This is a genomic window from Vibrio sp. 10N.261.52.C2 (genome assembly GCF_041471425.1).
GTDB lineage: Bacteria > Pseudomonadota > Gammaproteobacteria > Enterobacterales > Vibrionaceae > Vibrio > Vibrio crassostreae_C.
The window spans coordinates 164010-186949 of the sequence record NZ_JBFROH010000016.1 but is presented as its reverse complement, the minus strand read 5'-3'; the positions used below and the strand labels follow the sequence as shown (position 1 = coordinate 186949).

General features: G+C 46.0%; 20 protein-coding genes and 1 pseudogene. 20 read left to right on the top strand and 1 reads right to left on the bottom strand.

Going from position 1 to position 22940, the window contains the following annotated elements:
* The first annotated feature begins 8 nt into the window (after positions 1–8).
* The 18 genes and pseudogenes from bamB to ureG all read left to right on the top strand — a co-directional run bounded on the left by bamB (position 9) and on the right by ureG (position 17769).
* Positions 9–1169 carry an outer membrane protein assembly factor BamB gene (gene bamB / locus AB4307_RS06505; protein WP_017062512.1) on the top strand — a complete coding sequence of 387 codons (1161 nt, stop codon included), beginning with the start codon at positions 9–11 and terminating at the stop codon, positions 1167–1169.
* Positions 1170–1327: 158 nt separating this feature from the next.
* Entirely contained in the window at positions 1328–2809 is a 1482-nt protein-coding gene (gene der, locus AB4307_RS06500; protein WP_017062511.1) for a ribosome biogenesis GTPase Der, read from the top strand.
* 131 nt (positions 2810–2940) lie between these two features.
* Positions 2941–3843, top strand: coding sequence for an alanyl-tRNA editing protein (locus tag AB4307_RS06495; protein ID WP_372131463.1), 903 nt, complete (start codon positions 2941–2943; stop codon positions 3841–3843).
* A 289-nt stretch (positions 3844–4132) separates the two neighbouring features.
* Positions 4133–5121, top strand: a pseudogene (locus tag AB4307_RS06490) (sensor domain-containing diguanylate cyclase).
* Positions 5122–5157: 36 nt separating this feature from the next.
* Positions 5158–5385 (top strand): zinc ribbon domain-containing protein, encoded by a 228-nt coding sequence (locus tag AB4307_RS06485; RefSeq protein ID WP_017062829.1) that lies wholly within the window; start codon positions 5158–5160, stop codon positions 5383–5385.
* A gap of 293 nt (positions 5386–5678) precedes the next feature.
* Positions 5679–6965 carry an urea ABC transporter substrate-binding protein gene (gene urtA / locus AB4307_RS06480; RefSeq protein WP_004735113.1) on the top strand — a complete coding sequence of 429 codons (1287 nt, stop codon included), beginning with the start codon at positions 5679–5681 and terminating at the stop codon, positions 6963–6965.
* Between the two features lie 160 nt (positions 6966–7125).
* Complete coding sequence (gene urtB / locus AB4307_RS06475; RefSeq protein ID WP_372055855.1) at positions 7126–8754, top strand: urea ABC transporter permease subunit UrtB; 1629 nt, start codon at positions 7126–7128, stop codon at positions 8752–8754.
* 10 nt (positions 8755–8764) lie between these two features.
* A complete protein-coding gene (urtC, locus tag AB4307_RS06470) occupies positions 8765–9937 on the top strand; it encodes an urea ABC transporter permease subunit UrtC (protein ID WP_017062507.1) in 1173 nt (390 codons plus the stop codon).
* Positions 9934–10776: an urea ABC transporter ATP-binding protein UrtD gene (gene urtD, locus AB4307_RS06465; protein ID WP_017062506.1), complete on the top strand. Its 843-nt coding sequence runs from the start codon at positions 9934–9936 to the stop codon at positions 10774–10776. The genes urtC and urtD overlap by 4 nt, the downstream gene beginning before the upstream one ends.
* Before the next feature lies 1 nt (position 10777).
* Complete coding sequence (gene urtE / locus AB4307_RS06460; protein ID WP_017062505.1) at positions 10778–11473, top strand: urea ABC transporter ATP-binding subunit UrtE; 696 nt, start codon at positions 10778–10780, stop codon at positions 11471–11473.
* Positions 11470–12417: an urease accessory protein UreD gene (locus AB4307_RS06455; RefSeq protein ID WP_017062504.1), complete on the top strand. Its 948-nt coding sequence runs from the start codon at positions 11470–11472 to the stop codon at positions 12415–12417. Before urtE ends, AB4307_RS06455 begins: the two co-directional genes overlap by 4 nt.
* Before the next feature lie 133 nt (positions 12418–12550).
* Entirely contained in the window at positions 12551–12853 is a 303-nt protein-coding gene (ureA, locus tag AB4307_RS06450) for an urease subunit gamma (RefSeq protein WP_004735119.1), read from the top strand.
* Between the two features lie 11 nt (positions 12854–12864).
* The gene (locus AB4307_RS06445) at positions 12865–13200 is read left to right on the top strand and encodes an urease subunit beta (protein WP_004735120.1); all 336 of its coding nucleotides are present in this window, start codon (positions 12865–12867) and stop codon (positions 13198–13200) included.
* A gap of 39 nt (positions 13201–13239) precedes the next feature.
* A complete protein-coding gene (gene ureC, locus AB4307_RS06440; RefSeq protein ID WP_017084416.1) occupies positions 13240–14943 on the top strand; it encodes an urease subunit alpha in 1704 nt (567 codons plus the stop codon).
* Between the two features lie 130 nt (positions 14944–15073).
* Positions 15074–15526 carry an urease accessory protein UreE gene (gene ureE, locus AB4307_RS06435; protein ID WP_017062501.1) on the top strand — a complete coding sequence of 151 codons (453 nt, stop codon included), beginning with the start codon at positions 15074–15076 and terminating at the stop codon, positions 15524–15526.
* 235 nt (positions 15527–15761) lie between these two features.
* A complete protein-coding gene (locus tag AB4307_RS06430; protein ID WP_136981952.1) occupies positions 15762–16358 on the top strand; it encodes a HupE/UreJ family protein in 597 nt (198 codons plus the stop codon).
* Between the two features lie 42 nt (positions 16359–16400).
* Entirely contained in the window at positions 16401–17081 is a 681-nt protein-coding gene (locus AB4307_RS06425; RefSeq protein WP_372131461.1) for an urease accessory protein UreF, read from the top strand.
* Positions 17082–17127: 46 nt separating this feature from the next.
* Positions 17128–17769, top strand: a complete 642-nt coding sequence (gene ureG, locus AB4307_RS06420) for an urease accessory protein UreG (RefSeq protein ID WP_004735125.1) — start codon at positions 17128–17130, stop codon at positions 17767–17769.
* Between the two features lie 111 nt (positions 17770–17880).
* Here the strand turns inward: ureG and xseA are convergent, their stop codons facing one another.
* Entirely contained in the window at positions 17881–19227 is a 1347-nt protein-coding gene (xseA, locus tag AB4307_RS06415) for an exodeoxyribonuclease VII large subunit (RefSeq protein WP_372131459.1), read from the bottom strand.
* A gap of 244 nt (positions 19228–19471) precedes the next feature.
* Between xseA and guaB the strand changes: the two genes are divergently transcribed.
* The gene (gene guaB, locus AB4307_RS06410; RefSeq protein ID WP_017062496.1) at positions 19472–20935 is read left to right on the top strand and encodes an IMP dehydrogenase; all 1464 of its coding nucleotides are present in this window, start codon (positions 19472–19474) and stop codon (positions 20933–20935) included.
* 378 nt (positions 20936–21313) lie between these two features.
* Positions 21314–22867, top strand: a complete 1554-nt coding sequence (guaA, locus tag AB4307_RS06405; RefSeq protein WP_372131457.1) for a glutamine-hydrolyzing GMP synthase — start codon at positions 21314–21316, stop codon at positions 22865–22867.
* The last annotated feature ends 73 nt before the right edge of the window (positions 22868–22940 follow it).

The following is a 22940-nucleotide window of genomic DNA, read 5'->3' as shown; positions in this document are numbered from 1 at the left end:
CGCTTTGAATGAAGAAGATGTTTCCAAAAGCGGCGTTGTGTGCGATTGCTCTTGGCCTACTAGCTGGCTGTGCGGGTGAAGAAGACACCGTAATCATGGCTCCAGTCCCAACGGTAAACAGCGAGTTCACTCCTAGTCAGGAATGGTCTACGTCGGTTGGTGATGGTGTTGGTCACTACTTTTCAAAACTAACGCCAGAATTGGCTTACGACAAAGTGTTTGTTGCAAGCCGTGAAGGTATGGTTAAAGCGCTTGATCCTGATACAGGTAAAGCGCTGTGGAAAGTCGATCTTGAGAAAGACGTATTGGCTCGTTTATCGGGTGGCTTAACGGCGGCTTACGGTAAAGTTTTTGTTGGTTCTGAAAATGGCGAAGTGATCGCACTGGAAGAATCGACCGGTGAAGAGCTGTGGCGTGTATCAGTCAATGGTGAGGTGCTTGCATCCCCAGCAACTGATAGCAACATGGTCATTGTTCATACCAGTCGCGGTATGTTGATCGCGTTAGATCAAGCAAGCGGTGAACAAAAATGGACCATCAGTACGGAAGTACCAAGCCTAACACTGCGTGGCGATAGCTCGCCTGTTGCAGTTTCTGGTGGTGTATTCTGGGGTACAGCAAATGGTCGTCTAGCTGCGGCTATCGTTGATCGTGGTCAGCTTATTTGGCAACAGCCAGTAGGCACACCAAAAGGTGCAACGGAAATTGATCGTTTGGTTGATGTTGATGCATCTCCAATTGTTCTTGGTGGCACCCTGTATACCGTAGGTATCAATGGTCAGCTGATTGCTATCGACCTTCGTTCTGGTAAGCCAATTTGGAAACGTAACTACTCATCAGCGATTGATTTAGCAAGTGATGGTAGCCGTTTGTTCGTTGTTACCGACAAAGACCATGTGGTTGCGGTTGATGCGCGTAGTGGTACTGAACTGTGGAGCACTCCATTGTTAGAAAACCGCTTACTGACAGCACCTGCTATTATTAATGGTTATGTAGTCGTGGGTGATACTGAAGGTTATCTGCACTGGTTGGATCGTTCATCGGGTGAGTTTGTTGCTCAACAGCTTGTCGATGATAGCGGCTTTGCGGTTGCACCAATTGAACTGCCTGAAGGCTACTTAGTGACGACTCGCAATGGCGATGTAAAGAAACTAACGATTAGCCAATAAAAGCGTGATATAATTCACAGTCGGCTCCTGGTTGGTAACAGCCAGGAGCCGTTTTGTTGTTAAAAATTAATAAACCGTGTGGTTATAGGTAAGAGTTTAAACTTGCGAACAAGTGCTTACCTATAACTACATTTAGAGAAGAAATTGTAGAGGTTGTTATGGTACCTGTTGTTGCTCTAGTAGGGCGTCCGAACGTAGGTAAATCTACGTTATTTAACCGATTGACTCGAACTCGTGATGCATTGGTTGCGGATTTCCCTGGCTTAACGCGTGACCGTAAATACGGTCATGCTCATTTTAGCGAGCATGACTTTATTGTTATTGACACTGGCGGTATCGACGGTACTGAAGAAGGTGTTGAAACTAAAATGGCTGAACAGTCGCTAGCGGCGATTGATGAAGCTGATGTCGTTCTATTTATGGTAGATGGCCGTGCGGGTCTAACACCTTCAGACGTGGCGATTGCTAAGCACCTACGTCAACTAGAAAAGCCTTCAATGCTAGTAGTAAACAAGGTTGATGGTATCGACCCTGATGCTGCAAGTGCTGACTTCTGGCAACTAGGTGTAGAAGACATGTACCAAATCGCTGCGGCGCATGGTCGTGGTGTTACTGCACTTATTGACCTTGCTCTTAACCCATTCGCAGAAGCGCTAAAAGCTGAGAATGGCGAAGTAAGCGACTTAACTGAGTTTGAAGACGAAGAAGAAGAGCAGGTTGAATTTACAGAAGAAGAAGCTGAAGCAGAATTCAAGCGTCTTCAAGATCAACCGATCAAACTAGCGATCATTGGCCGTCCTAACGTAGGTAAATCAACGCTAACGAACCGTATTCTTGGTGAAGAGCGTGTGGTTGTTTACGATATGCCAGGTACGACTCGTGACTCTATCTACATCCCAATGCAGCGTGACGAGCGTGAATACGTTCTAATCGATACTGCGGGTGTTCGTCGTCGTAAAAACATCAACGAAACGGTAGAGAAGTTCTCAGTGGTTAAAACACTGAAAGCGATTGAAGATGCTAACGTTGTATTGCTGCTTATCGATGCTCGCGAAAACATCTCTGATCAAGATCTAAGCTTGCTAGGCTTTGCGTTGAACGCTGGTCGTTCAATTGTTATTGCCGTAAACAAGTGGGATGGCCTAGATAACGACGTTAAAGAACGCGTTAAGAAAGAGCTAGACCGTCGCTTAGGCTTCGTTGATTTCGCACGTATTCACTTTATCTCTGCACTTCACGGTACAGGTGTTGGTCACTTGTTTGAGTCTGTACAAGAAGCTTACAAGTCAGCGACTACTCGTGTTGGTACTTCTGTGCTAACTCGTATCATGAAGATGGCGACTGATGATCACCAACCGCCTATGGTTCGTGGCCGTCGTGTGAAACTGAAATACGCGCACGCTGGTGGCTACAACCCACCGATTATCGTTATCCACGGCAACCAAGTTCGTAACTTGCCAGATTCATACAAACGATTCTTGATGAACTACTACCGTCGTTCACTAGAAATCATGGGTACACCTATTCGCATTCAATTCCAGAACAGCGAGAACCCATTTGAAGCTAAGACTAACAAGCTGACAATTTCTCAAGAACGTAAACGTAAACGTATGATGAGCATGGTTAAAGGTCGTAAGTAAACCTTTCCAATAGATTTGATACCCGAGCCTGTCTCGGGTATTTTTTTAAGCAAAATTCACGTTAAGCCATAACAATACGTTTTTATCATCATGGCTCAACGAATCAGACTAGATTCCAGAAGAAGAACGATATGACTACTAGCGATTTGATTACACCTGTGTCAGCAATCACACCAACCATCACTCAATTTTGTCATCAGGCTTGGCAGCTCAATGCTAAAGCGCAGTACGTTGAAAGCGACGACAGCAAAACTTACCTGATCACCGACGTGACACCCTTCCACCCAGTGAGTCACATTTGGCCAGATCACCCTGCAGACCAAGGCTTTGTGAGTGTTGGTGACGTGCTATATCCAGTTGAAGACTGCCTTGTTGGTGCTATAGAACAATCTACTGGAAAGCTTCATATCGCAGCAGATATCCCTGTTAAGCGTGATACGGAAGGGTGGGCGTTTGTTGTTGTCCACCAGCTACCTACATCTGCTTCTATGATTAAGGTTAACGACGAAGTCGTGTTGTCGGTTGATAAAGAGTACCAAGCCAGTTTGAGCCGTGGTCACAGTGCTGGCCACATCGCTTTCCTAGCTTTGAATAAAGTATTGGCTGAGCGCTACTGGCGTAAAGATGCGGATAGAAAAGATCCGCTTGGCAGTTACGACTTCAATAGCTACGCACAAGTGACGAGCTTTGTGACTCCAGAGCTGTGTTCCGATAAGTATCGCTTAGGCAAAACCCTGAAGAAGCGTGGTTTGAACGTTGCAGATATGCTAGCAAGTCTTGATGACATCGAAGCTGATATCAACCAAATGATTGCGGGCTGGTTTGCAGAGCCGACGCCAGTTGTAATGCGACTGGAAGGCGAAGCATTAACAGACTCTCGCTATTGGGAATGGCAGTTGGATGCCGACACTTTAGTGTCTATTCCGTGTGGTGGTACTCACATTGAGAACACCTCAGAACTTAAGGCATTATCCGTTAAGTTAACCCAGTTAGATGACCAGCATATTGAAATGCTGACGCATGTAATTCGATGATCTAGACTACAGATCGAAATGGCTTGTGCTGTTTGTTTTGTTTTTGCATGTAACTTTTAATATAAATTACTGTTTAAAATTGAAATGCAGCACATGTAACTTATGCTTTCGGTGTGTGGTGATATAAATATTCTTTTTGGGGTAGATCGCTGATCAAAATAGATAAAGCGAAAGATCAACCTATGATCTTCGATTGTGTGTCGTACTAATTTAGTGTGCTATTATTAACCAATAACAAGCTTGCATAGGAACAAGCTGTACCCGATTACACAATTGAAAGCCTTAGTGAATGGAACAACAATTTTTATTAGAAGGTCATCGAGCCGTCAATAGTTTGCTGCGGAAGCTTGCGCTTGGGATGGATCGCAAAGATTTAAATCACAAGATTATTCAGCTTACCGAGCAGCGCATGGCTTCAATTTTACTGCTCAACTCAGAGTCTAAACGTTACACCTTGAGTATGCCCCAAACCTGCCTGATTTTTACAATCAACAGATTGAAGGGATAGGAATTGGTGCGGGGATAGGCTCTTGTGGCGAGGCAGCTGCGCTTAAGAAAGCAGTGATGGTCTCCAACATAAATGCACACCCAAACTGGGCACCTTTTCTGGTCTTAACCAATCAAGCGAATTTACATGCCTGTTGGTCGGTCCCCATTATCTCGTCGCGCGGTAATGTGTTGGTTACCTTCGCTATTTATAGCCAGTACATCTCTGAACCACATGAATTTGAGCTCGAGATCTTAGAGCTACTGGCTTCCCTGTATTCGGTAGCACTAGAGAAGTTTGAGCTGGAGAACCAGCTAAACTTTTTCGCTAATCGAGATTCTTTAACCCATTGCTTGAATCGTCGCGCATTGTTTAATGAAGCGGAGAAAGTGTTGGCCAAGCGATGCTTTTCTGAAAAGGTGATGGCGTGTTTGTTTGTTGATGTCGATAAGTTCAAATCAATAAATGATACCTATGACCATAGTTTCGGTGACGATGTGTTGCTGGCGGTTGCCGAAGTTCTTGATGAGGCAACCACAGCATGTGCCAAGATAGGGCGTTATGGTGGTGATGAGTTTGTGGTGTTCTCATGTTTTGATGATCAAGAAAGCGTTGTTAGCTTCTACCACAGCTTAGAGAAAGCACTGCAACAAGCGCTTTATATCAATGATGTGCAATTCTCGGTGAGTGTCGGGCTTTCTTGTGACAAAGATCCTCAAGGATTAGACCAGTTGATCGCACAAGCTGATAAGAACATGTATCAAATCAAGCAAGCCAAGTCTCAACAGTAGTAGATTGTAAAAATAGTAGTAAATTAGGAAATGCTAATGAGTGAAAATATCTGCCCTAAATGCCAGTCTGAGCTAGCTTGGGATGGCAAGTATCACTGTGAAAGTTGTCAGGCTCACTTTACTAAAGTTGGGTTTTGTCCTGAGTGCAGCAGCCAACTTGAGAAGCTTCAAGCCTGTGGTGCGGCGAGCTATTTTTGCAACGGTGATTGCAACGAGTTGAAATCTAAGTCGAGAGTAAAATTCGAATTTAAACCAGCGGAATAGCCTTAAACTCATGGTTTGAACGACCATCGGTGATGTTATACCAGAGACTCAATACTAAAGTGTTGGGTCTTTTTTGTATCTGAAGAACAGGAATGTGTCATCTTGGTTCATTCCCACCGTCACTGCACCAGTATGAAACATAGTTACATGATTGCTATGCACTCTATTGGTGTGAGTTTCTTTTAAATTCTATTAATACAATTGCTTATAAATAATTTCATTGGTTTATAAGTTTGGCACTCTTCTTGTAACTCTGTAATTGAATAACAAAAATACAATTATGGAGTAATATCATGAACAAGGTGTTCAATTTATCGCTAGCTGCACTGTGTACAACACTTTCATTTTCTTCTGCAACAGTGTTTGCTGCTGATGAGACCATCAAGGTCGGTGTTCTACACTCACTCTCTGGCACCATGGCGATCAGTGAGACAACGCTAAAAGATACCGTGCTAATGCTCATCGAAGAGCAGAACAAAAAGGGCGGTTTGCTTGGCAAGAAGCTAGAGCCTGTCGTGGTTGACCCTGCGTCAAACTGGCCGCTATTTGCAGAAAAAGCACGTGAGCTTATCGAAAAAGAGAAAGTGGATGTGGTGTTCGGTGGTTGGACATCGGTATCACGTAAATCCATGCTGCCTGTTTTTGAAGAACTCAACAGCATCCTTTTCTACCCAGTACAGTATGAAGGCGAAGAGTCTTCTAAAAACGTTTTCTACACCGGTGCCGCGCCAAACCAACAAGCGATCCCTGCAGTGGATTACTTGATGGAAGAGCTTGAAGTTGAGCGTTGGGTACTTGCAGGTACCGATTACGTTTATCCACGTACTACCAATAAGATCCTTGAAGCCTACCTAAAAGATAAAGGTGTCGCAGAAGAAGACATCATGATCAACTACACGCCATTTGGTCACTCTGATTGGCAATCTATCGTTTCTGATATCAAAAAGTTCGGCGAAGCAGGCAAGAAAACCGCTGTGGTTTCTACTGTGAACGGCGATGCGAACGTACCTTTCTATAAAGAGCTAGGCGCTCAAGGCATTTCATCTGAAGACATCCCAGTTATTGCATTCTCTGTTGGTGAAGAAGAACTGTCAGGCATGGACACAGAACCATTGGTTGGTCATCTAGCGGCATGGAACTACTTCATGAGTGTTGATACTGAAGCTAATGAAGAGTTCGTTGAAACGTGGCAGTCGTTCATCAAGAGTGAAAAGCGTGTCACCAATGACCCAATGGAAGCGCACTATGTTGGCTTCAATATGTGGGCTCAAGCGGTCACTAATGCGGGCACAACCGATCCTGAATCTGTGCAAGATGCCTTGATTGGCGTGTCTGTACCTAACCTTTCTGGCGGCTACTCTACCATGCTGCCAAACCACCACATTACTAAACCAGTCCTGATCGGTGAAATCCAAGACGATGGTCAATTCGATATCGTTTGGGAAACCACTGGACTAGTGGCGGGTGATGCTTGGTCGAGTTACTTACCTGAATCGGCAAAACTGTTCTCTAGCTGGTCGAAGCCATTCTCATGTGGTGCGTTTAACGTCGAAACGAAGAAGTGTTCTGGCGGTAACTAGATCGTCAATTCAGGAATATTGAGCCTTCCGGTTTGGGAAGAACGCGTCTGTTTAACGGGCGAAGCGAACGGAAGGCTCATCGTTTCAGGTAACAACCACTATCCACACATCCTCCAAGTAAAAATAACAATATCTAACTTGGTTGGTTAAGGAAGCAGGGATGAAAAACGTATTAAACGTATTTAAAGCGCTGTTGCTCATGGCAGTCAGTGCTCAGTTGGCTTTTGCTGGAATAACGGATGAAGCTAGCTTTACCAAGGCGCTAGTTGGTAAGAAAACATCGGATAAAGAATTAGCTATCGATTGGGTGATTGAGACGCAAACGGAAGATGTGTCGAAAGCTATTTTAGATGGCTGGTTAAACGGAAACCTTTACTACTTCAATGAGAAACAGAGCGAGCAGTACAAACAGCTCTACCTCATTCAAAGTATCAAAACAGCGACGTCAGCTCAGTCAGTATGGGATGATTCAACGCTTAATATCGAGAATGCGAGACAGTTTAAAAAGGTTCGTGTGAATAACAAACTTCGCGGGATATTACGCGGGGAAATAGCCTCGATTGGACTGAACAGCGGCAACCCTGATGTGCGTTATAAGGCGGTTTTGGATTTGTTAGGAACCAAAGACGCTGACATTATCGAACGACTAACTGAACTCAGAGCCAATGAATCAGATGGCAAAGTAGCTGAGCTAATGGATTTGTCGTTAGCGATTGCCACTTCTCTTAATAACAGTGCCACCATTGAAGATCGTGTGGCTTCAATTGAACGAGTTGGCGACTTCAAACACTCGGTCGTTCTGAAAACACTGAACCAACTACTGAACAGTGAGCAAGATCCAAGCATTACCGCTGCAGCAGAACGTGCGATGGATAGCTATCAACAAAGCCAAGCACTCTATTCGGGTGTAGAAACAGTATTCTTCGGTTTGAGTTTAGGCTCGGTATTGGTACTGGCAGGCATTGGCTTAGCGATTACCTTTGGTGTGATGGGCGTTATCAACATGGCTCATGGCGAGCTGATCATGATTGGCGCTTACACCACCTACGTATTGCAGTTGTTGATGCCGAATCATATTGGCCTAGCGCTGATACTTTCCATTCCAGCGGCATTCATTGTTTCTGGCTTAGTGGGCATTGCGATTGAGCGAAGTGTGATTCGTCATCTTTATGGTCGCCCATTGGAAACCTTACTCGCGACCTTTGGTATTAGCTTAATCTTGCAGCAGGCTGTTCGTTCTATTTTCTCTCCTTTGAACCGCTCAGTGAGCACGCCTGAATGGATGTCTGGAGCACTTCAATTAAACCCAATGTTGTCCCTGACCTACAACCGCCTTTACATCATTCTCTTCTGTGGTTTGGTGTTTATGGGCTTATTAATGGTTCTGAAAAAGACACCACTAGGTTTGCAGGTTCGTGCGGTTTCTCAAAACCGTGGCATGGCTCGTGCGATGGGTATTCGTTCAGAGCGAGTTGATGCGATGACCTTCGGTTTAGGCTCTGGCGTTGCGGGTGTTGCAGGCGTGGCACTGTCTCAACTGACCAACGTTGGCCCTAATATGGGACAGGCGTACATCATCGACTCATTCATGGTGGTGGTATTCGGCGGTGTTGGCAACCTATGGGGCACGCTAGTCGCAGGCTTAAGCCTTGGTCTGTTCAATAAAATTTTAGAACCATGGGCTGGTGCGGTTCTCGCCAAGATTCTGGTACTGGTTTTCATCATTCTATTTATTCAAAAACGCCCACGCGGACTCTTCCCGCAACGTGGTCGTGCGGCTGAAGGTTAAGGACAACATCATGCAGTCAAAATCATTTGTACTTTCGGCAATGCGTGGTGACAAAGGTGGCCAACTGACCATCCTTGCCATTCTAGCGGCCGTTATTCTTATCCCACTGGCTAACACCATGTTACCAAGTGGGCACCCGCTCCATGTAGAGACTTTTACTATCTCGCTGATGGGCAAATATCTGAGCTACGCAATGTTGGCGTTGGCGCTCGATCTGGTGTGGGGCTATCTCGGAATCTTGAGCCTTGGCCACGGTGCTTTCTTTGCGCTTGGTGGTTATGCGATGGGCATGTACTTGATGCGTCAGATTGGTGACCGTGGGGTTTATGGTGATCCAGTCTTACCAGATTTCATGGTGTTCCTTGATTGGTCTGCGTTGCCGTGGTTCTGGCAGGGCTTTGACCAGTTCTGGTTTGCTTGCCTGATGGTGGTGCTAGTGCCGGGCGCATTGGCTTACTTGTTCGGTTATTTAGCTTTCCGCTCTCGTGTGTCCGGGGTGTATCTTTCTATCATGACTCAGGCATTAACTTACGCATTGATGCTGGCATTTTTCCGCAACGAAATGGGCTTTGGTGGCAACAACGGACTGACGGATTTCAAAGACATCATCGGTCTGAGTTTGCAGAGTGATGCGGTCAAGATAGGTCTGTTTGTCGCGACTGGTATTGCGCTTATTCTCAGCTACATAGCTTGTCGCATGGTGGTGACCAGTCGACTAGGTCGTGTGGCATTAGCGATTCGTGATACGGAATCACGCACTCGCTTTATGGGCTATGACGTCGATGGCATCAAGCTGTGGGTCTTCGTTCTTTCTGCGGTTATCGCCGGTATTGCCGGGGCTTTATATGTCCCTCAAGTGGGTATTATCAATCCGGGAGAATTTGCTCCTCTTAACTCGATTGAGATTGTGGTTTGGGTAGCCTTAGGCGGTCGTGCCACTCTGTTTGGTGCCATTGTCGGTGCATTGATCATCAACTACGCCAAGAGTTGGTTTACGGTTGAGTTCCCGGAGGTGTGGCTGTTTGCTCTGGGTGGACTATTCGTACTCTCAACCATGTACTTCCCACAAGGTGTGATTGGCTTTGTCAGTGAAAAGTGGCAGCAGCTGCGCAAGGCATCAAATGGGAAAAACCAAGATAAAGATAAGGATGATCAGCACAAGGCCAAGGAGGTGATCGCATGACCACATTTAATAGCGTAAAGGAATCGGTTCAGGCGTTCACTCGTCGAGACGAAGTCTTTGATTACCTCAAACCCGATATTCATCCTGCCATCGATACTCGACATAACGTGCTGTTGTATGTCGAAGGCGTCAACAAAAGCTTCGATGGTTTCCAAGCGATAAACGACCTCAACCTCTACATCAAAGAGGGAGAGCTACGCTGTATCATAGGTCCTAATGGCGCAGGTAAAACCACCATGATGGACATTATCACAGGTAAAACTAAGCCAGACACCGGCGAGGTGTGGTTGGGTTCGAACATCAACTTATTGAAGATGAACGAAGCCGAAATCGCCAATGCAGGCGTTGGGCGTAAATTCCAAAAACCGACCGTGATTGAGTGTTTAACTGTGTGGCAGAACCTTGAATTAGCCATGGCCGGTGACCGCTCAGTGTGGGCGACGTTCACCGCTGTGATGTCTGGTGAACAGAAAGACAAATTGACCTCGGTACTTGAGCTGATTCATTTAAAAGACGAAGCGGCGAATTTGGCAGGTAACCTGTCTCACGGACAAAAGCAGTGGTTAGAGATCGGCATGCTATTGATGCAAAACCCTAAGCTGTTGCTGGTGGATGAACCCGTGGCAGGTATGACTCACCAAGAAATGGATCGCACCTCTGAGTTACTTAACTCACTGGCAGGTAAGCACTCGGTTGTGGTCGTTGAACACGATATGGATTTCGTTCGTTCTATCGCCAGCCATGTCACCGTGCTTCATCAAGGTCATGTGTTGGCTGAAGGCACCATGGATCAAGTGCAGGCTCACCCTGAAGTTAAACAAGTTTATCTCGGAGAATAGGATGCTAGAGGTTAAATCAGTTAATCAATATTACGGTGAGAGCCACACGCTGTGGGATTTGGATATGCAGATCCCAGAAGGTAAATGCACGGTGCTAATGGGGCGAAATGGTGTCGGTAAAACCACCTTACTGCAATGCATTATGGGGTTGGTGAAGGTTGAAAGCGGTGACATCTCCTTATCGGGTGAGTCACTTTTGAAAACCGATGCCGAGGACCGTCCACGCCAAGGGATCGGCTATGTACCGCAAGGTCGCCAGATCTTCCCAATGCTCACTGTTCAAGAAAATCTAGAGGTCGGTTTACCGATTCGTAAAAAGGGTGACCGCAAGATCCCTGAATTCATCTTCGATATTTTCCCAGTGTTAAAAGAGATGCTACATCGTCGCGGTGGTGATTTATCGGGTGGCCAGCAGCAACAGCTAGCGATTGGGCGTGCGCTGGTGGTTAATCCAAAGCTATTGATCTTGGATGAGCCGACGGAGGGTATTCAACCCAATATTGTGCAAGAGATTGGCGACATCATTCGCATGCTCAACGAGAAAATGGGGCTCACGGTTCTGTTGGTTGAACAGAAGCTGCCGTTTGCAAGAAAGGTCGGTGACCGTTTTTGCATTATCGACCGTGGACGCCAAGTGGCAGAAGGTGAAATGACAGGGCTCGATGAGTCCTTGATAAAGGAGTACCTAACCGTATGAATTCTCTCTTTTCTCCGAATGAAGTAAGCAAGGCTTCTTTAGTAGAAGCTTTATCTTTGAATGAGACCATCGAACAAGATATTCGTGATGGTTGGCAAGCGAGTTTAAACCTCACCTTTGTCGATCGAGGTGATAAAACCGTATTAAAGAATCGTCAGCAGTCTGGTCCGCTTGCGGTGCAACGCCCCCTGTATCCTGATGGGGAAACGTGTCACACCTACTTACTCCATCCCCCCGGCGGAGTGGTAGGTGGTGACACTCTCAATATTAACGTGAATCTTGAGCACGGTGCTCACGCGTTGATTACCACACCCGGTGCGACCAAGTTTTATCGCTCAAACAACAAGTACGCCAAGCAGAAGCAGACCCTACGAGTGAAGAAAGATGCACGCTTGGAATGGATGCCGCAAGAGAACATCTTTTTCCCCAATGCACACGTTCGTTTAGATACTGAAATTCGCCTAGAAAAGGGTGCACAGTTTTGGGGTTGGGAGATGCACTGTTTTGGACGCCCTGCACAGAATGAGGGATTCGAGCATGGTCATCTCGTTGGGAAAACAGAAATCTATCTTGATAATCAAAGGCTTCTGACTGAAGGCTTTAATTTTCATGGTGGCGATAAGTTAATGATAAATATGGGGTTACTTGATTATTCAATGATGGGAACCTTTTATATCACCTCAAATGAGAAGCAAGATCTAGAGTTGGTACAGAGCTTGCTCATATCTATTACACAGCAAGCTTCACAGCAATCAGTTACATCAAAAACGTCGAGTGAACCCACATTAATATTGGGTGCTACTCAGATAGAAGGATTGATTGTGGTGCGAGCCTTGGGTAATTGGAGTGAAGATATCCTCCAAGCCTTTGGTCAGATTTGGCAAGCAACTCGCTCTCATTTATGTGGTACGACTCCTGATTTACCAAGGATTTGGGCGACTTAGCGATTAGCCCTTTTTGTACCTAGGGTGACTTCCGACCCTAGGTACATTTTTTCAAGCTTGCTGTGATTGAATCCCACTTACTGCTCATGCGTTTTTGAGCAATAAGAAAACAACACTAACAGCGGGCGGCTAAATGGAATTAACACCAAGAGAAAAAGATAAGCTACTTATCTTCTGCGCAGGAATGCTGGCACAGCAGCGCAAACAAAAAGGCTTAAAGCTCAACTACCCAGAATCTATCGCACTGATCAGCAGTGCCATTCTCGAAGGTGCCCGCGAGGGTAAAACCGTTTCAGAATTAATGGATTTTGGACGCACACTTCTTACTGTCGATGACGTTATGGAGGGGATCCCTTCCATGATCCCTGATGTACAAGTCGAAGCCACTTTTCCTGATGGCACCAAGCTGGTGACCGTTCATGAACCTATCGTGTAGGGAGAAGTAATATGGCTGGTTCCACAAAACAATACTCAGGATTCGTTCCCGGAAAAGTAGAAACCGCACCGGGTGACATCACTCTCAATGAAGGCCGAGACACAACGTCCGTTAAGGTACAAAACATTGGCGATCGTCCTGTTCAAATTGGCTCTCATTACCACTTCTATGAAGCAAACCCTTCGCTGATCTTTGACCGAGAAGCCACTAAAGGTTTTCGACTCAATATTCCTGCGGGCACCGCAACCCGCTTTGAGCCGGGTCAGTCGCGTAGCGTCGAGTTAGTGCGTTACGCCGGTAAGTTAGAGATCTATGGCTTCCAAGGAAAGGTGATGGGCAAGCTCTAAGCGCTCCCACGGAATAATGAAAATAACAAAGGATTGAACATGGCGACGATATCCAGACAGGCTTATGCCGAAATGTTTGGGCCAACAGTCGGTGACCGAGTGCGTCTTGCTGACACTGATTTATGGCTAGAAGTTGAAAAAGATTACACCGTATACGGCGACGAAGTGAAATTCGGCGGCGGCAAAGTTATCCGTGATGGACAAGGGCAAAGCCAACGTCCAAGTGCCGAAACTCCAGATTTGGTGATCACTAACGCGATTGTGTTGGATTACTGGGGCATCGTAAAAGCCGATGTCGCAGTCAAAGATGGTCGAGTTCAGGCATTGGGCAAAGCGGGCAACCCAGATGTTCAACCGGGCGTTGATATTGTGATTGGCCCGGGCACGGAAATTTTAGCAGGCGAAGGTTCAATCTTGACTGCTGGTGGTATTGATTCACACATTCATTTTATTTGCCCACAACAGATTGAAGAAGCACTGGCGTCAGGTGTGACAACCATGATCGGCGGTGGCACTGGACCAAACACAGGTACTAACGCGACCACATGCACACCGGGGCCTTGGAACATGCACCGCATGCTAGAGTCACTCGATCAATTCCCGATGAACTTTGGTTTGTTAGGCAAAGGCAATGCCAGTCAGCCAGAAGCACTACGTGAGCAAGTAGCGGCAGGCGCGGTGGGTTTGAAGTTACACGAAGACTGGGGAACCACTCCCGCTTCAATCGATACCTGTTTGAGTGTGGCTGACGAGATGGACGTACAAGTAGCGATTCATACCGACACTCTGAATGAATCTGGTTTTGTTGAATCGACACTTGGCGCAATCGGCGACCGCGTGATTCATACCTATCACACCGAAGGTGCGGGCGGTGGTCATGCTCCCGATATTATTCGTGCTGCAGGTGAGCCGAACGTTTTGCCTTCCTCAACCAATCCAACACGCCCTTACACCATCAATACCGTCGATGAGCACTTAGACATGTTGATGGTCTGTCATCACTTGTCACCATCGATTGCTGAAGATGTCGCGTTTGCTGAATCTCGTATCCGCCGTGAAACCATTGCCGCAGAAGACATTCTTCATGACTTAGGTGCCTTTTCGATGATCGCTTCGGACTCACAAGCAATGGGACGTGTAGGCGAGGTGATCACTCGAACTTGGCAAACTGCGCACAAGATGAAAGTTCAGCGCGGCAGCCTAAAAGAAGATTCAGACTACAGCGATAACTTCCGATTAAGACGCTATGTCGCTAAGTACACCATCAACCCAGCGATCACTCATGGTATGTCTCATGAAATCGGTTCTATCGAAGCAGGGAAATTAGCAGACTTAGTGTTGTGGAAGCCCGCTTTCTTTGGTGTGAAACCTAGTGTGATTTTGAAAGGCGGCATGATCGCCATGGCGCCGATGGGTGACCCAAATGCTTCAATCCCAACACCTCAGCCAGTCCATTACCGTTCAATGTTTGGTAGCTACGGCAAGGCATGTCAAAACACATCAATGTTGTTTGTTTCTAAGGAAGCCAAGGCGCAGAACATTGATAAGCAATTGGGTTTGCAGAGCTTGATTGGTGTTGTGAGCAACTGCCGAAATATCAGCAAAGCCGACATGAAGCTCAACGATTGGATGCCAAAAATTGAGGTCGACTCTCAGACGTATCAAGTACGCGCCGATGGTGAATTGCTAACTTGTGAGCCTGCTGAAGAACTACCAATGGCACAACGGTATTTTCTATTTTAAGAGCTCGGCTGAAGGCTTTTATTTTAGCGCTGAGCTGAAGGCTCTTGTTCTAGCTCTTAGCTAAGGGCTTTTAGGCTGAAGGCTCCTAATTTAAACGTTATAAATCTCACAAGGAGATTGAGGTAATAGCATGATTGAACTGACTCAACTGAATACTCAAATACAAAATGCACCGGACGGCTACTTAAGCCTGCCGATCGATAGCCGCATTAAGAGCCGTCTTAAGGTGATGCTCGATGACGGGCGCAATGCCGGACTGTTTCTACCACGAGGTCATATCTTGCGTGGTGGCGAACAACTCTCAAGTAAATGCGGTTTAGTCGTAGAAGTGAAAGCGGCACCAGAAACCGTTTCGACTGTTTACTGTGAAGACTTGCTCCTGTTAACGCGAGTGGCGTATCACCTTGGTAACCGTCATGTTCCGCTGCAAGTGGAAGCGGGTTGGGTTCGTTATCAACACGACCATGTTTTAGATGAAATGGTTGAAGGCTTAGGCGCGAAAGTGACCACTGAGAAACAACCGTTTGAACCAGAAGGCGGTGCTTATGGCGGTCGCTCTGGTGGACATCATCACCATCATTAATCGAGTCATTGATGACTCACTAAACGATTTATATAACAACGATATTAATAACAATAATACCAATCACAGTAAGTAAGTGATCAACAATAGCGCAGAAAAAAGGCTTGAGAACAAGGCATAATTTTTCGATAAGTAGTTATTCTACAATCAAAAATTATAACGCAGTTATCGAGCATTTTAGCAAGCTAGGGTGAGCAATTATTTACTACGATTGGTATAAAGCAAGGAACTCGCGATGAACTTTAAAACAGCTGCCGGCTTATGTACTTTCACAATAGCTTCTCTAACAACATCAACATTGGCTTTCGCTCACCCAGGACATGGAGCGCACTCAGTTCATGAGTCTCACTCATTTATGTCTGGCTTAACTCACCCTGTGACAGGTATGGATCACCTGATCATGTTGATCGCTTTTGGTCTGTTAATTGGCGCACTTTTATTCTCCACCAAGACAAAAGCCGCTCTGATTGGCGGCGGATTGGTGTCTTTGGTGGTAGGGCTTATCGCAGGCCAAGCCCTAGGCTTCTCTGTGATTGTTGAACCTGCAATCATCGCTTCTCTATTCGTTGTCAGCTTATGTTTATGGCACGTGTTCTCACCATCGACTAAGCGAGTGAACAGTGTATTAGCGGCTTCGATTGGTATGTTGTTTTTCCATGGTTATGCGCATGGCGTTGAAGCGGCAAGTAACCTAACTCAGTTTGCAACTGGTATGAGTATCACAGCTTTGGCTCTGATGGTTATCGGTACATTTGTCGGCCGCGCGGTTTACTCTAAATGGTTGTCAGTCGGCGTGGCTTCAGCAAGCGCACTATTACTGTTAGGCGCATAAGCTCTCGGACTTTTTCGATTCTAGGAAATTGAGGGCACGGTTATGACCACATCAGAAAATGTCGCCATCTATCGCCTGTTTCAATTGATCAGTCCGTCATTGCCGATTGGTGGGTTCACTTACTCGCAGGGTTTAGAGTTAGCGGTTGAAGCGGGGTGGGTGACCGATCGCAACAGCATGGAACAGTGGCTCAACACCATCGTCAACTCCAGTGTCGCGACCTTGGAATTGCCTATATTAGAGCGTCTTTACCACGCTCTAGAAAAGGGGGAACTCGATGAGATTGAGCACTGGTGTAATTACCTGTACTCAAGCCGTGAAACCAGTGAATTGCGAGCGGAAGAGAAACAGCGTGGGCAAGCATTGAATACTTTGTTGAAGCGCTTAGATATCGATATTTCACTGGTGGACTCTGTTGATAGTCATCCAAACCAATTGTTGGGCATGTGTATGGCGGCTCAGCATTGGGGTATTGATTTAGAGAGCCTCAAGCAGGGTTATTTATGGAGTTGGCTTGAAAACATCGTTACCGCAGGGGTCAAGTTAGTGCCTTTAGGTCAAACCGATGGTCAGTTGGCATTGATTAATATCACCAACACCTTTCCTGAGGTGATCGAAAAGGCCCGCACGATAGAAGATTGGATGATAGGCAGCTTTTCGCCTTCGATGGCATTAGCGAGTTCATTGCACGAAACACAATACACACGACTATTTCGTTCGTAGCGGTTAGCGCGAACGATGTAGCAAAAAGAATATAAGGAAGTAGACAATGGAAAGTTATAAGCAACCACTTCGAATTGGTATTGGCGGCCCGGTAGGGTCTGGTAAAACAGCGCTATTAGAAGTGCTTTGTAAAGCGATTCGCGACAAGCTCAATATCGCAGTGGTAACCAACGACATCTACACTCAAGAAGATGCCAAGATACTTACGCGAGCAGAGGCTCTAGAACCAGATCGTATTATTGGTGTTGAAACGGGTGGCTGTCCGCACACGGCGATCCGTGAAGATGCGTCGATGAACTTAGCTGCGGTAGAAGAGCTTGCCAAGCTGCATAAGAACCTCGATGTGGTATTCGTCGAAAGTGGCGGTGATAACTTGAGTGCGACGTTCAGCCCTGAATTAGCCGATCTTACCATCTACGTGATTGATGTAGCGGAAGGGGAGAAGATCCCACGTAAAGGCGGACCGGGTATTACGCGTTCTGATCTGCTGGTTATCAATAAGATCGATTTAGCACCATATGTGGGTGCGTCACTTGAGGTGATGGAGCAAGACACACAACGCATGCGTCCAACCAAGCCATACGTGTTCACCAACCTCAAAGAGAGCCAAGGTTTAGATTTCATCATCAACTTTATTGTGACGGAAGGGATGCTGACCATGAAGGAGCCTTCTACGACGGAGTCGTGAGTAAGGTTTGAATCAGGTTGTTTTCTTTTACAGCCAGTAGATATACAAAAGCCCTGTCGATTATCGATAGGGCTTTCTGGTTTTAAATGATTTTCAACGTTCTAGTCGAACCTAAAGCCCACTCTTAGCGACTCTTGTTGTCACTTGCGATTCAATCACACCGTCTTCAACTTGAGTGGTGATCACTTCACCGACTTCGACATCGTTAATTGATGATACTGTCTTGCTCGATGCGGAATGAGTAATGCTGTAGCCACGCTTTAGGGTTGCCAGTGGACTAACGGTTTCTAGCTTCTCTGCAGCCATGGCTAGCTGATGGCGAGTGGTTAGCAGTGTTTTATCCATCGCATCTAATAGCTTTTGCTCTGAACGTTGCAGATGCAGTTTTTGTTCACCAAGGCGCTTCACTGGTGAGTTCAACTGAAGTTGGTGCTGTTTACGTTCAACACGCTGTGCATGTTGTTTTAGGTATTGAGTCATACCACGACGCAAACGCATGTCTAGGTCATCAAGCTGCTGACTCTGCTTTTGCAGTTGGTAGCTCGGGTGCTGTTTCTCCAAGCGGTATTTTAACGTTTGAGTGGATTGTGCTTGTTTGATTAACACATGACGAATCGCACTCACCAAGCGAGCACGTTTAGAGGCATAAGCTTGCTCTTTATGACTGTTGTCACGGCTAACCAATTCTGCAGCAGCTGACGGCGTTGGAGCACGCATATCTGCGACGAAATCGGCGATAGTGACGTCAACTTCGTGGCCAACTGCGCTGATAATCGGGATCTGGCTTGCTGCAATTGTGCGAGCAACGATCTCGTTATTGAAGCACCATAAGTCTTCTAATGAACCGCCGCCACGACCCACGATCAACACATCACACTCATTGCGTTCGTTAGCTCGTCCAATCGCTTGAGCAATCTGAATTGCCGCCTCTTCGCCTTGAACCATGGTCGGGTAAACCACAACAGGCAATGAAGGATCGCGCCTTTTTAGTACATCAAGAATATCAAACAGCGCTGCACCGGTTTTAGATGTGATAACGCCAACACGTTTTGGGTGTTCAGGAAGAGCTTGCTTACTTGATTGAGCAAACAGTCCTTCTGCGGCAAGGTTCATCTTCAGTTTTTCAAACTCTTGCTGAAGCTTGCCGTCACCCTCTGGCTGCATGCTTTCGATGATCAGTTGATAATCACCACGTGGCTCATAAAGAGACAGGCGAGCTTTGACTAGAACTTGATTACCATTCTGGGGCTTAAAGGTGACACGGCGGTTATTGCCACGAAACATGGCGCACTTAACTTGAGCGCGAGAGTCTTTAAGCGTGAGGTACCAGTGACCAGATACAGGTGCAGAGAAGTTTGAGATTTCACCAACGAGCCAGACTATTCCCATTTCGTTTTCTAATAGGAGACGAACCTCTGAGTTGAGGCGAGAAACAGTAAAGATGTTTGGATTAGTCATAGAAGCACTATCTTTCCTTGAAGGAAGGTCTTTCTTGGAATCTCACAGGGCGTGAGTATGGAAGATAGCGGCAATATAATACATAGCAAGGGGGTAAATGCAAATTAAAAATACAAAAATGTGTAGCCAAGCGATTTCGCCGTGCGTATAATCCGTCTGCAATATCAAATCCAAATCACTTTATTATGCGAAACGATAAAGTTGGGTTTACTCCTTTTAACACCTTTGTTGTGAGATATTGCAAATGCTACGAATCGCAAAAGAAGCTTTAACTTTTGATGACGTTTTACTCGTCCCAGCACACTCAACCGTTCTTCCGAACACAGCTGATCTTCGCACTCAGTTAACGAAAAACATTTCTTTAAACATCCCAATGATCTCTGCATCGATGGATACTGTTACGGAAGCACGCCTAGCAATTGCCCTTGCGCAAGAAGGTGGTATTGGCTTTATTCATAAGAATATGTCAATCGAGCAGCAAGCTGAAATGGTTCGCCAGGTTAAAATTTACGAAGCTGGTGTGGTTTCTCACCCAGTAACTGTAAGCCCTGACGCGACAATCGCTGATGTTGTAGCCCTTACTCAAAAACACGGCTTCGCCGGTTTCCCTGTTGTTACTGAAACAAACGAATTGGTTGGTATCATTACTGGCCGTGACGTTCGCTTTGTTACTGACCTTTCTAAGAAAGTTGATGTAGTAATGACGCCTAAAGCTCGCCTTGCTTCTGTTAAAGAAGGTGCAACTCGTGAAGAAGTTCAAGAGAAAATGCACGAAGCGCGTGTTGAAAAAGTTCTTGTTGTAAATGATGACTTCCAACTGACTGGAATGATCACTGCAAAAGATTTCCACAAAGCAGAACGTAAACCAAACGCATGTAAAGATGAGCGCGGCAGCCTACGTGTAGGTGCAGCTGTTGGTGCTGGTGCTGGTAACGAAGAGCGTGTTGCTGCTCTAGTTGAAGCTGGCGTAGACGTTCTACTTATCGACTCTTCACACGGTCACTCTGAAGGCGTACTTAACCGTATCCGCGAAACTCGCGCTGCATACCCTGATCTACAAATCATCGGTGGTAACGTAGCAACTGGCGCTGGCGCTCGTGCTCTTATCGAAGCGGGTGTTAGTGCGGTTAAAGTAGGTATCGGCCCGGGTTCAATCTGTACGACTCGTATCGTTACTGGTGTTGGTGTTCCTCAAGTAACAGCAATCGCAGACGCAGCTGAAGTAGCTAACGAATACGGTATTCCAGTAATCGCAGATGGCGGTATCCGCTTCTCTGGCGATATCTGTAAAGCTATCGTTGCTGGCGCATCTTGTGTGATGGTTGGTTCAATGTTCGCGGGTACTGAAGAAGCACCGGGTGAAGTTATTCTTTACAACGGTCGTTCTTACAAGTCTTACCGTGGTATGGGTTCTCTTGGCGCTATGTCTCAAGGTTCTTCTGACCGTTACTTCCAATCTGACAACGCTGCAGACAAGCTTGTTCCAGAAGGTATTGAAGGTCGTATCGCATACAAAGGTCGTCTAAAAGAGATCGTTCACCAACAGATGGGCGGTCTACGCTCAAGCATGGGCCTAACGGGTTCTGCAACTGTTGAAGACATGCGTACTAAAGCTGAGTTTGTTCGTATCTCTGGTGCGGGCATGAAAGAATCTCACGTACACGATGTTCAAATCACGAAAGAAGCACCTAACTACCGTTTAGGTTAATAATACGTCCAAACGTTTGAATAATGTGCTGATTTAGTCGGCACATTAATATACCAATCGTAGTAAATAACTGGTCATCCTAGCTTGTTAAAAACCTCGATAACTTCGTTAGAATTTTTGATTGTAGAATAACTACTTATCAGAACTCTTTGTCGAATAGAGCTGCCTCGTTCTCAGGCTTTTTTCCTACGCTATTCCTGAACACTTACTTGCTGTGATTGGTATTATATCTACCGCCTGTTTTGTTAAAAGTCCGATTGTCTCAAAACACGTGGTTAAAGATATCTAACGAAAACGTTTGCTTTATTTCTTGAAGAGTTAATCAGAGGTGAGTAAACTCACCTCCGTTTTATCACATAGCCAATAAGACTGCTTACAATGACTAAAAATATTCATGACCAACGTATTCTAATTCTAGACTTCGGTTCTCAATACACACAGCTAGTAGCTCGTCGTATTCGTGAGATCGGTGTTTACTGTGAACTTTGGAGCTGGGACGTAGAAGAAGCGGATATTCGTGAATTCAATCCAGACGGCATCATCCTATCTGGTGGTCCTGAAAGTGTAACGGAGGAGAACTCTCCACGTGCACCTCAGTACGTATTTGATTCAGGTGTTCCTGTATTCGGTATCTGCTACGGCATGCAAACTATGGCTGAGCAACTTGGCGGTAAAGTAGCAACGTCTACTGAGCGCGAGTTCGGCTACGCAGCGGTACAAGTAACTGGTGAATCTGCACTTTTCGCTGACCTTGAGACGACTCAAGATGTTTGGATGAGCCACGGTGACAAAGTGGTTGAAATCCCTGCTGATTTTACAAAAATCGCAGAAACAGACACTTGCCCATACGCAGCAATGGCAAACGAAGATAAGAAATACTACGGTGTTCAATTCCACCCAGAAGTAACGCACACTAAAAACGGCCTAAAAATGCTTGAGAACTTCGTTCTTAACGCGTGTGGTTGTGAAGGTCTGTGGACTTCAGCATCTATCATTGAAGATGCAGTTGCACGTATTAAAGAACAAGTAGGTGACGACGAAGTTATCCTTGGTCTTTCTGGTGGTGTTGATTCATCAGTAGTAGCAATGCTTGCTCACCGCGCTATCGGCGACAAACTAACATGTGTATTTGTTGATAACGGCCTTCTTCGTTTAAACGAAGGCGAGCAGGTTATGGACATGTTTGGTGACAAATTCGGCCTTAACATCATTAAAGTTGATGCTGAAGAACGTTTCCTTAACGCTCTGGAAGGTGAAGCTGAACCAGAAGCTAAGCGTAAAATCATCGGTCACGTATTCGTAGATATCTTCGATGAAGAGTCTAAGAAACTATCTAATGCTAAATGGCTTGCTCAGGGTACTATCTACCCAGACGTAATCGAGTCTGCAGCATCTAAGACAGGTAAAGCACACGTAATCAAATCTCACCACAACGTTGGTGGCCTTCCTGATGATATGGAAATGGGTCTTGTTGAGCCTCTACGTGAGCTGTTTAAAGATGAAGTACGTAAGATCGGTCTAGAGCTTGGTCTTCCATACAACATGCTTTACCGCCACCCATTCCCGGGTCCAGGTCTAGGTGTTCGTGTTCTTGGCGAAATCAAGAAAGAGTACTGTGATCTACTGCGTCGTGCAGATGCTATCTTCATTGAAGAGCTTCACGCTGCTGACCTTTACCACAAAGTATCTCAAGCATTCACGGTATTCCTACCAGTACGTTCAGTTGGCGTAATGGGCGATGGCCGTAAGTACGATTGGGTTGTATCTCTACGTGCTGTAGAAACTATCGACTTCATGACTGCTCACTGGGCACACCTACCATACGACTTCCTAGGTAAGGTATCTAACCGTATTATCAACGAAGTTAACGGCATTTCACGTGTTGTTTACGATATTTCTGGTAAGCCACCAGCAACTATCGAGTGGGAATAATCTCTTAGAGATTTAACCAGCTTTGATTAAGATCTTAAGCCTCGAACTCAGTTCGGGGCTTTTTTCTTTTCGA